Below are 14,261 nucleotides of genomic sequence, written 5' to 3'. Positions count from 1 at the left end.
CTTCCGTTCGGCCGCGGCGAACGATCAGTCTCCGCGCGCCGTCATGTACAGCCGGTACCAATCGTCCCGGCTCATGCGCGCCGCCTGCACTTCCGCGTCCGCGCACGCTTTGATCCGCTCCGGATTCATCGTGCCGATCACGGGCTGGATCAGGGCCGGATGCTTCATCAGCCAGCCGAGCACGACCGCTTCCGGCGTCGTGCCGTGCTCGTCCGCCATGCGCCGCACCATTTCCGCCGTTTTGCGGACCGGTTCCGGTTCGCCGCTCACGTCGCGGCCGGTGAACTTGCCCTGGGCGAGCGGGCCCCACGCCTGAAGCTGGATCTGCTCGGTCCGGCTGAATTCCATCAAGCCTTCCGAGAAATGCACGTCCGCGCCGCGGGTCTGGTTGACGCGCACCGTCTCTTCGACGAAATCGAGCCGGCCGAGTCCCATTTCCAGCTGATTGACGACGAGCCGGTCGCTCAATGCTCGTTCGATGAAGCGAATCTGCGAAACGTTCATGTTCGAGACGCCGAAATGACGTACTTTGCCGGAAGCCTTCAGCCGGGCGAACGCTTCGGCGATCTCTTCCGGTTCCATCAGCGGATCGGGACGGTGCAGCAGCAGCACGTCAAGGTAATCGGTCCCGAGCCGCTTGAGCGAGCCGTCTACCGAAGCGAGAATATGGTCGCGCGAGAAATCGAAACGCGAAGGCAGCTCCTCGTCTTCCAGGCCGATGCCGCATTTCGATTGCAGCACGATCTGTTCGCGCAGTCCGCTTCCGGATTTGAGAATGCGGCCGAACGCTTCTTCGGACTTGCCGCGCGTATAGATATCGGCATGGTCGAACATGTTGATCCCGATCGACAGCGCCGCTTCGACGGCTGCTTCGGACAGCTTGACACGTTCTTCCGTCAGCGGCGAATGATCCCATTCCCCGCCGAACGGCATACAGCCGAGCACGAGCCGGCTGGCCGGAATGCCTCTCGCATTCAGCGGCATCGCTTTCGCTTTGTTCACCTTGTCCGTCGTATTCGCTTTGTCCGTCATGGTCGTATGGTTCGCATCGTTCGTCATCGTTGTTCCTCCTTCGGCCGCAGCCGTTTATGGTTGAATTTCGATATTCCGCGGACCGGAATGCCCGGATTGCGCTCCGTCCGCTCCGGCCCGCGTCTGATCCAGCAGCCGCTTCAAGATACCGATCACCGTGCCCGGCTTGTCCACCTGCACATGGTGCCCGCTGCCGCCCGCTTCGATCAGGCGGCCGGACTCCGACAGGTCTTTCATCTTCACCGCCGTGTCGTACAGCGTCCGTTCGACTTCCTGCCGCACCGTGCGCTTCGGCGAATCCGACGGCCGGTAGATGCCGGCTTTGACGACGGCGAGCGGCAGCCGCACGAACTGCGAGCCGGGCACGCTGCCCGTCTCGCCGACGAAGCAGTCGTATTCGCTCTCGGCCGCCGCCAGGCTGTCCGCGCCGAATACGCGCGCCCACATCGCTTCGCGCGACCGCTGGGGCAGCTTGGCGACGAACTTGCCGAAGCCGGGAATCCAGCGCTTGCGCGCGAGCAGCGGCAGCAGGCCGATCCGGGCCGCGTATTTGGCCAGGCCGTACAGCCGGACGCTGAGCCGCTGCCGCTTGAGATACGGAATCGGAAACGCGCCGCGGATCTCGTCTTCGTGCGAAGCGTCGATCAGCACGAGCGCCGCCACGTCTTCGGGATAACGCTCCGTGTACAGCCGGGCATAGAAGCCGCCGAGCGAATGGCCGACCAGAATGAACGGCCGCGCGATACGCAGCCGCTCGACGAGTCCGCGCAGGTCTTCCACGCAGCGGTCGCTCGTTCGCGGCAGCGGCCCGGGATCGCTGAATCCGTAGCCCGCCCGGTCATAGACGAGCGTCTGCGTAAGCTTGGCGATCTCGGGATAGACGAGCGCCCACACTTCCGACGAGACGCCGCAGCCGTGTTCGAACACGACGGGCGGATAGTCTCCCGCCGTGCCCGACAGCATGAAATGCAGCCCGTCGGCTTTTTGTCCCGCGGGAAGGGGCGAACTCCGTTTGATCTTGTGTACCATCGCCTCTCCCTCCCACCGCCAAAAAGGGAACGTATTCCCTTCCGGCCTCTTTGATTTTTCCATTATACTACGCTTGAACGCAAACGACGAATAGGCGCCTGCAGGGGCGTCTCCCGCGAACGCTCGGCGAGCTGGGGCTGCGCAGCCTCCTTTTTTTGCCGGTTCATGAACTTTTTTGCGCTGCGAAGCGTCTAAAACGTATAAAAAGCGTCTAATGTAAAAAAGAGAGCATTCCAACGTTCAAGCATTCGGGGAGGTCGTACATAGTGAAACGTTCGTCCATACAGAAGCCGCTCGAAGCGGCACTTACAAATAAACAAAATCGCCCGGCCGCGAAACCGTCCGGAACCGCCAAAGCCCGGATCGGCGCCGCGCTGTGCCTGCCGCTCCTGCTGCTGCCCGCGGCGGTCGATCCCGCTTACGCGGCCGTGCCGACCGCCCAGGAGCAGCGGCTTCCGGCAGCCGGTGAGACGATCACGCTGCAGCAGTCCGCGCCTTATTACGCAGCGCCGCCGATCGCGGGCGACCGCGCTTCGCTCGGCGTCAGCTACTACGAACAGCCCGGCGCGAAGCTCACCGTGACCGGCCGCCGCGGCGAACTGCTGCAGGTCGTCACGCCGCTCGGGCAAACCGCGTACGTGCCGCTGGGCTACGCAGGCGGCGCGGCGGCTTTGGCGGAAGACTCCGCTCCGGTTCTGCTGCGCCTCAAGCCGGACGCCGAGCTGCGCCTGTTCCCGGGCGGCCAGCAGACCTGGCCGGCTTCGCTTGCTCCGTCGGGCGCCGTATCGGCGGTATGCCTCGGCGATGGGTACGGCCTGTCGCTGCCGGCCGAACCGGGCTACGCCGACGGCGCGGTCGTCCGTCCGGCGCTGCTGTGGGTCGACGGCGCCGGCGTCGCGAGCGCGCAGCCGATAGCGTCCGGCGTGCTTGCGGCCGGTTCCGAAGTGCCCGCGGATCTGGCGCGCAGCCTGACGGAGACGGCGCTGCAGCCCGGCATGCCGCAGCAGCGGGTGCTGGAGCTGCTCGGCGAACCGTATTCGCGCCTGCCCCTTCCCCATGTCCGGCATCTGTCCGGACCGCCGGAAAGTGCAGAGCGCGGCACGCTGTGGCGGTACGAGAACGAGTCCGAGCAGCTGACCGTCTCGTTCGACGAAGCCGGCACGCTGCTCGGCTGGGACCGTATCCTGCCGAAGTCCGACGCCGCGCAGGCGCAGATCCGCTCCGCCCAGCCGCCGTACGCGTTCAAGTACGATTTCCGCAATCTGCCGCTCGCGCGCTCGATTTCGCCCGAACCGCTCTGGCGGTCGCAGTCGCCGCTCGACGTCCAATCGCTGGCGGCCGCCTCAGACGGCGTGCTGCTCGTGCACGGCAGCCAGGGCGGCCCGGCGACGGGCGGCGCCCTTGCGGCGAGCACGCTGACCGCGCTGGACCGAACAAGCGGCGAGAGACTGTGGCAGCGAAGCACCGGTGGAGGTCTGCCGGCCGTCGTGCCGGGCGCGGACGGCCGTTCGGTCCTTGCGCTGAGCGAAGCCGATCCGCAGTCGGATGCCCCGGCGACGCTGCGCAGCCTTAGGCTGAGCGACGGAGCGGTGCGCTGGAGCCGCGAAGCTCCCGGCGGCGCTTCGGCGCGCGTATTCGCGGCCGGCACTTCCGCCCTGCTCGGCACGCAGCCGGGCCCGGCCGGCAGAGGCACGCTGACCGCGATCGCCGAGCGCTCCGGCGAGGTGCGCTGGACCAAGACGTTCGCCGATCCGTACACCGTGCTCAACGCCGGTTCCGGCGATCCGTACGTGCTGATCCGGCAGGGCAGCTGGATTCAGGCGCTCGACCCGGTCAGCAGCCGGCCGGTCTGGAGCCTCAAGACCGATGAGCATGCCCAGCCGCCCGGCGGGGACGCTCGGTCGGAAGCGTCCGATCCGAACGCTCTGGAGGCGCAAGCCCCCAACGCGACGGCCCTTAATGAGACAGCCCTTAGTGAAACAGCCCTTGATAAGACAGCTCTTAATCAAGAAGCGTCCGATCCGGAAGCCCTTGACCCGCAGGGCGCGGGCGGCGATCTCTTCGCGCGGCCCGACGGGACGCGTTGGGTAACGTTCGGCGGCGAGCGGGTTCGGCTCAATACGGCGAACGGCGACATCGTCGGCCGCTATCCGCTTCGAAGCAGCGAGCGGGCCGACCCGCTCGCAGACGGGAACGTGCTGATCCGGCGCGCTGTCGATACGGCGGATTACGACTCCGGCTCGCTGTTCGAGTCGGTGCTCTACGATACGCGGGCCCAGCGCGAAATCTGGTCCGTGCCGGGCCGCGCTTCGCGCCCCCTGCTCGTCGAAGACCGCCTGTACGTGCTGCTGAACGGCGTGCCGGCGGCGCTGTCCGCCGAAGACGGACAACTGCTGTGGAAGACGCAGACCGCGGACTACGCGCTGACCGGCCTGCAGGACTTCGTGCAGGCGGGGAGCTTTATTCCGCTCGGTCCGCATCTGCTGCTGCCTTACGGCCCGGATCTGCTCGCTTTCGACGCGGCCGACGGCAGGCTGCGCGCCCGGATCGACGGCTTCTTCGCGGTGCGCGAGGACGGTGGACCGACGCCGCCGGAAGGACTGCTGAACGCGGACGGCGGAGCGATTTACGCCGGTTCGGCGAACGGTTCGTTCACGGCTTGGGACGCCGAACAAATAAAGGCGCTTTTAGCGCCATAAATTTAATCCTGCATTCATCTTTTTCCGTGCGGGAGGCGTATAATAACTACAAGACCTACCGCACCTCACCCCAAATTTCGAGGAGGGACCGTTATGACAGGCAGACCGAACAATGCTTTGTGGATGACCGAGTTTTTACTCAGTCCGGACCCCGTCAAAGAGCAGCGCATCCGAGAAGTCGAACGGGAGGATAATCCGGAGTTGATGAACAGCATTCTTTTCCATCTTTCGCTGCGCAACCAGGTTTATCTGCTGCGCAGACGAAGCGGACGCAGAATCGGGTAATCCCGACTGCGCAGCCGATCGCCTGCAGCGGGAACGTTTCAAGACGCTTCCGATTTTCCGGACCTGTCCCTGTGGACAGGTCCTTTTCCATTCTTTTTGCGGGAGGACCGGGGTATGGCGTATACTGAATAACGGAATCGAATTCCGAGGAGGAACAAATAGATGAATGCAGCACAGAAAAAAGCGTTAGGCATTACCGGAGGCCTCGTAGCCGTCATCGCGATCGTCGCCATCGTCATTTTCCTCGTCTATACCCGTTCGAATCCCCAGGCGAATCCGTTCCAGCTTCAGATGGGACATACGCTGAGCAGCGACGGGACCGCCATCACGGACAACGGCACTTCGTTCAGCCGCACCAAACCGATCTACGCGATCGCGGATTACCCCGATACCGGCGTGACGAAGGACCATACGGCGATCCTCGCCGTCATCTCCGAGAGCACCGGGCAGGTCATCCAGCAGCAGCAGGTGGAAGAAGACGAATCCACGCAGCAGATCAAAATGGAACTGGATAACGCCAACTGGGAACCGGGCATTTACGAACTGACTTTCGCGCGCAGCGGAACGATGGTCGGCACGATCAATTTCTCGCTGCACCAGTAGACACACAAGGAGGATTTTCCAACCGATGAACCCGTACACGACTTATTTCGAACGTCATCGCGAGCAGCATCTCGCCGAATTGAAGGAATGGTTGTCCATTCCGAGCATCTCCGCCCTGTCCGAACACAAGGAAGACGTCCGCCGCGCCGCCGAATGGCTCAAGGACGCGCTGACGGCAGCCGGACTCGAACACGTCACGCTGAACGAGACCGACGGGCATCCGATTCTGACCGCCGACCATCTGCATGCCGAAGGCGCACCGACGCTGCTCATCTACGGCCATTACGACGTGCAGCCGGTCGATCCGCTGAACCTGTGGGAGACGCCTCCGTTTGAACCGAGCGAACGCGACGGCAAGCTGTACGCGCGCGGCGCAACCGACGACAAAGGCCAGGTGTTCCTGCACGTCAAAGCGCTGGAAGCGATTCTGAAGCAGGAAGGCCGCCTTCCGGTCAACGTCAAGCTGTGCATCGAAGGCGAAGAAGAAATTTCGAGTCCGAACCTGGTCCAATTCCTTGATGACAACGCCCAGGATCTTGCGGCCGACGCCGTGCTGATCTCGGACACTTCGCTGCTCGAACGCGGCAAGCCCGCTATCAGCACCGGCCTGCGCGGATTGTGCTCGATCGAAGTGTCGCTGAACACGGCGAATACCGACCTGCACTCCGGTTCGTTCGGCGGCGGCGTACCGAACGCGCTGCACGCGATCGTCAGCCTGCTGAACTCGCTGCACGACGAACAGACGGGCCGCGTCCTGGTCGACGGTTTCTACGACGGCGTCCTGCCGCTGACCGAAGAGATGCGCGGCGAGCTGTCCAAAATGGATTACGACGAAGAGAAATTGAAAGCCGATCTCGGCCTCGATACCCTCTTCGGCGAAGAAGGCTATTCTTTCCTCGAACGTACCGGCGTCCGGCCGACGCTTGAGCTGAACGGCGTCTACGGCGGCTTCCAGGGCGAAGGCACCAAGACCGTCATTCCGAAGGAAGCGCATGCCAAAATCACGTGCCGCCTCGTCGCGAACCAGGACCCGCACGACGTACTGGCCAAGATCGAACGCCATCTGCGCGAACATACGCCGGCAGGCGCCAAGTTGACGCTCGTGCCGGGCGAGACCGCGTTTGCGTTCAATATCGATCCGTCCCATCCTTTCCTGCAAAAAGCGGCCGACGCCTACGAAACGGTCTACGGCGTACGCGCTTTGTTCACGAAGGACGGCGGCTCTATCCCGATCATCGAAGCGTTCTCCCGCGTGCTGAACGCGCCGGTCGTGCTCATGGGCTTCGGCCTGCCGGACGAAAACCTGCATGCGCCGAACGAACACTTCAATCTCGAAAACTTCGACAAAGGGCTGCTCACGCTCGTCCAATATTTGAAAACGGTCTGATCCGTACCGCTGCCAAGCGCCGGACCGCCGGAATCATCGAAAAAGCCGTTCCCCCCGGGGGAACGGCTTTTTGCGTTGGAAGTCTTCAATCGAGGCTACTCGTAATAATACATGAAGCCGATTGCGCCGGGTCCCGTATGCGTGCTGATCACGGGCGTCGTGTAATCGATCTCGATTTGCGTATATCCGGTCAGTTCATGGATTTTGGCTTTGAGGCTCTCCGCCAGCTTGCTGCCTTCCGCATGGACGAGACCGACGCCTTTGATCGTCCGTCCCTTCACGTCTTCGGCAAATTCGCGGGCCAGATGCTTCACGACCTGGGCGTGGCTGCGCGGGTTCGACTCCGGCGTGTAGACGCCGTCTTTGAGCATGCCGATCGGCTTGATATGCAGCAGCGATCCGATCAGCGCTTTGCCCCGGCCGATCCGGCCGCCTTTGACGAGGTTCTCCAGCGTGTCGACGACGACGTACAGCCGGGTCGCTTCGCGCACTTCGTCCAGCCGCGCTACAATCTCGTCCATGCTTCGGCCTTCCGCCGCCATATTGGCCGCTTCGACGACCTGAAAAGCCAGTCCTCTTGAAATATATTTCGAATCGACCACGGTCACGTTCGTATCGGTCATCTCCGACGCCATTTCGGCCGAACGCACCGTGCCGCTCATGCCTCCGGTCATATGGATCGAGAGCACGTCGTACCCTTCCGCGCCGAGGCGGTCATACAGTTCGACGAACGTTCCGGGGGCCGGCTGCGAGCTTTTCGGCAGTTCGGCGGCATGGATCATTTTCTGGATAAACGTCTCCGGGGTAATGTCTACCCGGTCCGTATAATTCTGTCCGTCGATGGTAAAAGAGAGCGGGACCATTTCTACTCCGTATTCCGCCAATACCTGATCGCTCAGATCAACGGTCGAATCCGTAACCACTTTGATTTTGCGCATGCGTCACTCTCCTGTATCCGATCAGCCGACACCCGGCCTCCGTCAAACCGCGCGGAAGACATGTTCGTCCAAGCTGTCTTCTTCAGTATACAGGCCGTGCATACCATACACAAATTCGAAACAGTTATGCAAAATTTTACTTATTAAAATTTTGACTTATTCGCTATTCCCGGATCGGCGCCTTGTGCCGCCCGGCGTAATACGGACTGCCCGGATCGACGTCCAGCACGAGGCGATGCGGGCCCGCCAGCGCATATTGATGCTCGCAGCGCCAGCGAACGTCTTCGGTCGGGCCGAACGTCTCGCCGTCCTTGATCACGTCGCCGCTGTTGAACAGATAATACCCGAGATTCGTCACCTGCTGCGCCACCTCGTTCGGTTCCAGATCGAAGAAATGGCACTGCACGTCGGGAACGCCGAGAGCGGCCAGCCCGACCGTGTCCATCAGCCTTTCGCTGCGCTCGCTGCCCGTCCCTTCCACATTGAAGAACCGTACGTTCATCGCTCCGTACAAAATGCCGCCCGCTTCGACCGCCGTCAGGTAATCGCCCGGCTCCAGCAGCTTGTCGCTTTCCCGGAAATAGACGGCGTCGCACGGAGCGGTCTCCAGCAGCGCGCGCAGCGCCCCGGTCAGCAGCCGCAGCCGCTGCGCGGGCTCAAGGCCCGACGCCATCATGTCGATCAGACGCACGGAATGTCGGCATTCCGCTACGACTTCGCCCGCTTCCGGCCAATGCCACGCCTGCTGAATCGCCGTTTCGTACGCCGACGCCGGACGATTCTTGGTCGGCATCAGCGACGTCTGCGCCGGCATTTCGCCGTCCGCGAACGTGACCGGATAATTCAGATGGAAAAAGTGCAGCATGTCCGTCTCCGCTTCGTTCGAAGGCTCCCAGACGACCAGACGGTCTTCCTGCTTTTGCTTTTCCGGCTGTTCGACCGTACCGGTGTAGAGCTGCATTTTCTCGTACAGCCGTTTGCGCGAAAAATTCGGCTTTTCCTTGTATTTCAATTCGATCGTGTAGACGCGCGCGAAGCCGAAATCCTGCTCGGCCGCAAGCATGCCTTCCGTTTGCGGATCGAGTTCTTCGCGCTGCGTATCTTCGCGTTTCGTGTCTTCGCGTTCCGTCGTCATGGCGAGCCCCTCCTTCTGGGTCTAGCTGGAATAGAACGAACAGGTCGTCCGGTCGAACCGGCCGGCCAGCAAATCTTCCGCGCGGATAAAATAGTGCAGCACGCCGGCGTCTCCCCACATGAAGCCGACGTCCGAATCGGAATCGATCTCCGCCAGCATGACGATGCCGGCGATTTCCCGCAGCGCCCGCTCCCGGTCGCCGTCAAAAGCTGCCGTCAGGCGGTCGATCGCTTCTTCCGGATAGTAGGTCGATTCGCAGCCGAACAATTCCAGCGCGGCCCGGTATTCGTCATCGCCGTGCTGTCCTTCGGCGTAGCCGAACATTTTCGCGACCGCGGCAGGTTCGTCTGCGCGCAGGGCAAAGCCCAGGTCTTCGTACTCTTCCCATCCGTGCTCCTCGTCTTCCGTCGCTTCTTCGTCGACATAGGCGTAGCCCGGCAGGTCAAGCGACGCCCGGGCGACGAGGCGGCGCGGCTTGAACGGTCCGGCGTACTCGTCATGGGCGGTCGGCCCCGGCGGCGACTGCCGCGCGGCTCCCTGCATCTGCTCCGGCGCCGCATGCAGCACCCGGTGCTCGACCGTCAGATCGTAATCCCCGGCGAAAAAGAACAGCGTGCCCCGCTCCGGCATACGCCGTTCGGGGTCCAATCCCTGCACGTCTTCAAGCTTCAGCTGCATGACGAACGTCAGCGGCACGCCGGACGCACCGAGCGGCCACTGCGTGCCGGGCGGAAGATCCGGCTCGCCGCCCGCGCGCGAACCGCCGATCTCCGGATCGCTGCCGGGCGCCGCTCCGCTCCAGAGGATCGTCTGCTTGGCGTTGGCGAGCAAATACGGTTCGGCATGCGCAAAATCGTATTCCCGGATCACTTTTTCCAGGCGTTTGCGGTTGTCGTCGCTCAAACTCATGGCGTTCCCCCGCTTTCTTGTTAGTTAAGCGTTGTGCTTGTCAGCATTAGGCTTGGGCTTCTTTTCCAGTATACCGAGCCAAGCGGCAAAATTCTATTTTCGCGGACTTTGCCTATACTTTGCCTATATCGGGGGCAGACTTTGCGAACGTCAAGAGCGTTTTCCGCTGCGACGCTTCGCCGAACTGACGCGTTTCCTTTCCCCCTTGCTTGCGAACTGGTAAGATAAAAAGGTTGTGTTTACCTGTAAAGGAGGTCCGCAATTGGAATCGCTTAGGCGCCTGACCGCCGGAATCGCCGGTTGGCCGCGCAACGTCAAATTGTTTTTTCTTGCCAATCTGCTGTACCAGATCGGCGGAGGCATGTTCTCCGTGCTGTACAATCTCTACATTCAGGGAATCGGTTACGGCGATGCGATGAACGGACGGGTCGTCAGTATTCAGTCGCTTGCGACGGCCTGCATCTTTATCCCGATCGGCCTGTTCGGCGACCGGCTCAGCCGCAAGATGCTGCTCGTGATCGGGGCGCTGTTCAGCGGCGTCGTGTTCGCGCTGCGCGCGTTTGCCGAAGCGGAACCGATGCTGCTGCTGCTCGCGGTCTGTTCCGGCGTGTTCGCGGCCTTCTTCCAGGTGCTGGCTATCCCGTTTTTGGCCGAAAACGTTAAAAAGTCGCAGCGGCTCGCCCTGTTCAGCGCTTATTCCTCGCTGATGCTCGCCGCGCAGGTGCTCGGCAGCATGGGCGGCGGCGTACTCGCCGACTGGCTCCAGCATACCGGCCTCCCGCGCGTCGAGAGTCTGCGCTTCACGCTGTTCGTCGGCGGCGTCGCGACGCTTGCCGCTTTCGTGCCCATGCTGTTTATCCGGGAGAGCCGCCGGCAGTCCGAACCGCCCGCCACGTCGCCCGTTCCGGCCAAGCCGGGTGGCGGCGAGAACTCCGTGCCAAGCGAAGCGGGCGCGCGGACACAGGATGCGGGAAGCTCGCGCATCATCTTCTGGTTCGTGCTCGCGCAGCTTCCGATCGGGCTCGGTTCCGGCCTCGTCGTGCCTTACCTGAACCTGTACTTCACGAACCGGTTCGGGGTGTCGCTGACGACGATGAGTGTGCTGATCTCGCTGGGGCAGATCATGACGATCGTGTCCATGCTGATCGGCCCGACGCTGTCGAGAAAAGTGGGGCCGGTCCGCGCCGTCGTCCTGTTCCAGATGCTCTCGCTTCCGTTCCTGCTGACGACCGGATTCACGAATATCGCGCTGGTCGCTTCGATCGCGTTCTTGTTCCGGCAGGCGCTGATGAATGCCGCCAACCCGATCCAGTCCGCCGTCATGGTCGACCGTATCCCGGACAGCAAGCGCAGCATCGCCAATTCGTTGACCCAGACCGCTTTCATGCTCGGTTGGGCCAGCATGGGACCGGTGCAGTCCTACCTCATTACGACATACGGCAATTACTGGGGCTACGCGATCACGTTCAGCATCACCGGCGTGCTCTATATCAGTGCCTCCATGCTGTATTACTTCAAGTTTCGCGACAAAAAAACAACGGCAAAAAAGGGATGAGACCGAATACTTTCGGCTTCATCCCTTTTTCTATTCGTCTATCTTTAAGCCTGAACCAGAACCGGCTTGTCGTACGTGTTATCCAGCTTGCGCTGACGGCGCAGGACCGCTTCGGGCGGCGTAACCGCCGGAGCGTCCGGATGCAGCAGCCAGGACTTGACGAAATGCGTGTCGGAGACCTGGAACATCGGAGGCTCTTTCTCGAAATCGATCTTCATGGCGTACGTGCTGCGCAGGGCGAACGCGTCGCCGATCGGCGGGTGCAGCAGATCGGGCGGCGTGCCCGGAATCGCGGTCAGCTTCTCTTCGCCGTTGCTGTCGAGCGCAGGCATCGAGGACAGCAGTCCCCACGTATACGGGTGGCGCGGATCGTAGAAGATCTCGGCAGCCGTGCCCATTTCCACGATTTGTCCGGCGTACATGACCGCGACGCGGTCCGCCATCTTGGCGACGACGCCGAGATCGTGGGTGATGAAGATGATGGCCGTACCGATCTTGGCCTGCAGGTCCTTCATCAGTTCGAGGATCTGCGCCTGGATCGTCACGTCGAGCGCCGTCGTCGGTTCGTCGGCGATCAGCAGCTTCGGATTGGCGGCCAGCGCCATCGCGATCACGACGCGCTGACGCATACCGCCGGAAAATTCGTGCGGGTACTGGTCAAAACGCTTTTCCGCGTTCGGAATGCCGACGAGGTTCAGCAGTTCCAGGCCGCGTGCGCGGGCGTCCGATCCGGAAATCTTTTCGTGCGTGAACAGCACTTCGGTGATCTGCTTGCCGACTTTCATCGTCGGGTTGAGCGAGGTCATCGGATCCTGGAAGATCATGCCGATCTCTTTGCCGCGCATTTTTTGCATTTGGCTTTGCGTTTTTTTGATCAGGTCCTGGCCTTCGAACATGATCTGTCCGCGTTTGTACTGTCCTTGCGGCTCAGGGACCAGCTTCATGATCGCCTGGGACGTTACGCTTTTGCCCGAACCGGATTCGCCGACGATCGCCAGCGTCTCGCCTTTGTTCAGATGGAAGTTGACGCCGCGGATTGCTTGAACTTCGCCGGCGCGCGTTCTGAATGAAATCGCCAAATCTTTAACTTCGAGAAGTTTCTCCATGATCTCCACTCCCTATAAAGCCCGTTCGCGAAGGAACGGGCGGTTTGTCGCTTTTCGCATATCGTTCATTGGGCGTCGTACGTCAGGGCGCATCCCGCTTTTCCGAACGTTTGGGCCTTACTCGCCGAACATTGTTCCGCGAAACCGTATATAATATTGTAACTGCTGAGCTAACTGGCAGTCAAGCAGACATTGGATGTCAGGTGTCTATGAGCGGAAGACTGCGGTATGATACGTACGACGGCGGAAAGGGCCTCCGCTCCTGCAAGATTCGCTGCTCAGAACCGATATTAAAATCCGATACGATCTATAAAGGAGGCTGCGTGCATGACGAACAAACAAGCGCGATTGGACGAAGTTCGGCAGTTTCTGCCGGAATGGCTGGAGCAAAGCCGGCAGGAAGCGGCTTTCGGCGAAGTGGCTTCGTATATCCCCGAATTGTCCAAAGCGCGCCGGGACGCGCTCGGGATTCACCTGCTCGACCTGAGCGGCAATTCCGCTTCGGCCGGAGACTGCGACACGACGTTTACGCTGCAAAGCATCTCCAAAGTATTCACCCTCATTCTCGCCCTGATGGACAACGGCGAAGAAGCGGTATTCGGGCGCGTCGGCATGGAGCCGACCGGCGACAACTTCAATTCGATGCTCAAGCTGGAACTCGTGCGGCCGGGCATCCCGTTCAATCCGCTGATCAACGCCGGGGCGATTACCGTCTCGTCCATGATCAAAGGCTCTTCGCCGGAAGAGAAATCCGCGCGCATTCTCGAATTTTTCCGCCGTCTGGCGGGCGGCAGCGAGCTGCAGGTCAATGAAGCGGTCTACCGGTCCGAATACGAGACGGGCAACCTCAACCGTTCGATCAGTTATTTTCTCGTGGAAAACGGCGTGCTGGACGGAGGCGTCGAGAATGTGCTGTCCGTCTATTTCCGCCACTGCTCGATCGAAGCCACCTGCCGCGACCTCGCGCGTATGGCGCTCGTGCTGGCCGGCGACGGAACCGACCCCGTCAGCGGCGAAGAACTGATCCCGCGCCGCTACGTGCAGATTGCCAAGACGTTCATGATTACGTGCGGCATGTACAACGCTTCCGGCGAATTCGCGATCAAAGCGGGTCTTCCGGCCAAAAGCGGCGTGTCCGGCGGCATCCTCACGTTCGTGCCCGGCGCGCTCGGTATCGGCGTCGTCGGCCCCGCGCTGAATGCCAAAGGCAACAGCAGCGCCGGCGTGCATCTGCTCGAACGCCTGTCGCAGCGGATGGACTGGAGCTTGTTCTAGATCGGCCTTGCCCGCCCATACGGTCGGATCAAGCTGTCGAAAAAATCTCGCATTCCTGCCTGAGGCTGACCTGAAATCCACATTTTGCTGTTTGAACGGCTTGTTTGGAGGAAATGTTGACTTTCGGTCCACTTTTTCTTCAAAATCCGCTTTGGGCAGGCCCAATCGAAGCAAAAAGCTGACTTCGGGTCAGCTTTTTGCTTTTTGAGCGGCTTTTTCGCATAAAATGCTGACTTTTGATCCGGATTAAGCGGTCAGGCACGCTGTGCGCCGGGACATGGTTTCCGACACCCGGAGCCCGCCGCTTC

At 61.5% G+C, this 14,261-nt stretch carries 12 protein-coding genes; 6 read left to right on the top strand and 6 right to left on the bottom strand.

Translation table 11 applies throughout. The features are described 5' to 3' along the window. Positions 1-24: 24 nt before the first annotated feature. Both FFV09_RS19055 and FFV09_RS19050 read right to left on the bottom strand, forming a co-directional pair. Positions 25-1,032, bottom strand: coding sequence for an aldo/keto reductase (locus FFV09_RS19055; protein ID WP_141450544.1), 1,008 nt, complete (start codon positions 1,030-1,032; stop codon positions 25-27). 54 nt (positions 1,033-1,086) lie between these two features. Next, the gene (locus FFV09_RS19050; protein WP_170315082.1) at positions 1,087-2,061 is read right to left on the bottom strand and encodes an alpha/beta fold hydrolase; all 975 of its coding nucleotides are present in this window, start codon (positions 2,059-2,061) and stop codon (positions 1,087-1,089) included. Positions 2,062-2,327: 266 nt separating this feature from the next. Here FFV09_RS19050 and FFV09_RS19045 point away from each other — a divergent pair, with 266 nt between their 5' ends. From FFV09_RS19045 to FFV09_RS19030, 4 genes are all read left to right on the top strand, one after another. Next, the gene (locus tag FFV09_RS19045; RefSeq protein WP_141449295.1) at positions 2,328-4,760 is read left to right on the top strand and encodes an outer membrane protein assembly factor BamB family protein; all 2,433 of its coding nucleotides are present in this window, start codon (positions 2,328-2,330) and stop codon (positions 4,758-4,760) included. A gap of 93 nt (positions 4,761-4,853) precedes the next feature. Next, positions 4,854-5,045 (top strand): hypothetical protein, encoded by a 192-nt coding sequence (locus FFV09_RS19040; RefSeq protein ID WP_141449294.1) that lies wholly within the window; start codon positions 4,854-4,856, stop codon positions 5,043-5,045. A gap of 162 nt (positions 5,046-5,207) precedes the next feature. Further along, complete coding sequence (locus FFV09_RS19035; protein ID WP_141449293.1) at positions 5,208-5,648, top strand: hypothetical protein; 441 nt, start codon at positions 5,208-5,210, stop codon at positions 5,646-5,648. A 25-nt stretch (positions 5,649-5,673) separates the two neighbouring features. After that, positions 5,674-7,035, top strand: a complete 1,362-nt coding sequence (locus tag FFV09_RS19030) for a dipeptidase (RefSeq protein ID WP_141449292.1) — start codon at positions 5,674-5,676, stop codon at positions 7,033-7,035. A gap of 95 nt (positions 7,036-7,130) precedes the next feature. Here FFV09_RS19030 and FFV09_RS19025 read toward each other — a convergent pair whose 3' ends face one another. From FFV09_RS19025 to FFV09_RS19015, 3 genes are all read right to left on the bottom strand, one after another. Beyond that, positions 7,131-7,973, bottom strand: coding sequence for a DegV family protein (locus tag FFV09_RS19025; RefSeq protein WP_141449291.1), 843 nt, complete (start codon positions 7,971-7,973; stop codon positions 7,131-7,133). A 163-nt stretch (positions 7,974-8,136) separates the two neighbouring features. Beyond that, positions 8,137-9,108 carry a DUF4261 domain-containing protein gene (locus tag FFV09_RS19020; RefSeq protein ID WP_141449290.1) on the bottom strand — a complete coding sequence of 324 codons (972 nt, stop codon included), beginning with the start codon at positions 9,106-9,108 and terminating at the stop codon, positions 8,137-8,139. A gap of 21 nt (positions 9,109-9,129) precedes the next feature. Then, positions 9,130-10,017 (bottom strand): DUF1963 domain-containing protein, encoded by an 888-nt coding sequence (locus FFV09_RS19015; RefSeq protein WP_141449289.1) that lies wholly within the window; start codon positions 10,015-10,017, stop codon positions 9,130-9,132. A 262-nt stretch (positions 10,018-10,279) separates the two neighbouring features. Here FFV09_RS19015 and FFV09_RS19010 point away from each other — a divergent pair, with 262 nt between their 5' ends. Continuing rightward, positions 10,280-11,572, top strand: coding sequence for an MFS transporter (locus FFV09_RS19010; RefSeq protein WP_141449288.1), 1,293 nt, complete (start codon positions 10,280-10,282; stop codon positions 11,570-11,572). Positions 11,573-11,616: 44 nt separating this feature from the next. On the opposite strand, the gene FFV09_RS19005 is transcribed toward FFV09_RS19010, so the two are convergent. After that, on the bottom strand, positions 11,617-12,678 hold the full coding sequence (locus tag FFV09_RS19005) for an ABC transporter ATP-binding protein (protein ID WP_202111911.1): 1,062 nt from the start codon (positions 12,676-12,678) through the stop codon (positions 11,617-11,619). Between the two features lie 327 nt (positions 12,679-13,005). On the opposite strand from FFV09_RS19005, the gene glsA reads away from it, so the two are divergent. Continuing rightward, positions 13,006-13,953 carry a glutaminase A gene (gene glsA / locus FFV09_RS19000; protein WP_141449286.1) on the top strand — a complete coding sequence of 316 codons (948 nt, stop codon included), beginning with the start codon at positions 13,006-13,008 and terminating at the stop codon, positions 13,951-13,953. Positions 13,954-14,261: the final 308 nt, after the last annotated feature.

The organism is Saccharibacillus brassicae, assembly GCF_006542275.1.
GTDB lineage: Bacteria > Bacillota > Bacilli > Paenibacillales > Paenibacillaceae > Saccharibacillus > Saccharibacillus brassicae.
The sequence above is the reverse complement of the archived record's forward strand: the minus strand, read 5'-3'. Positions and strand labels throughout refer to the sequence as shown.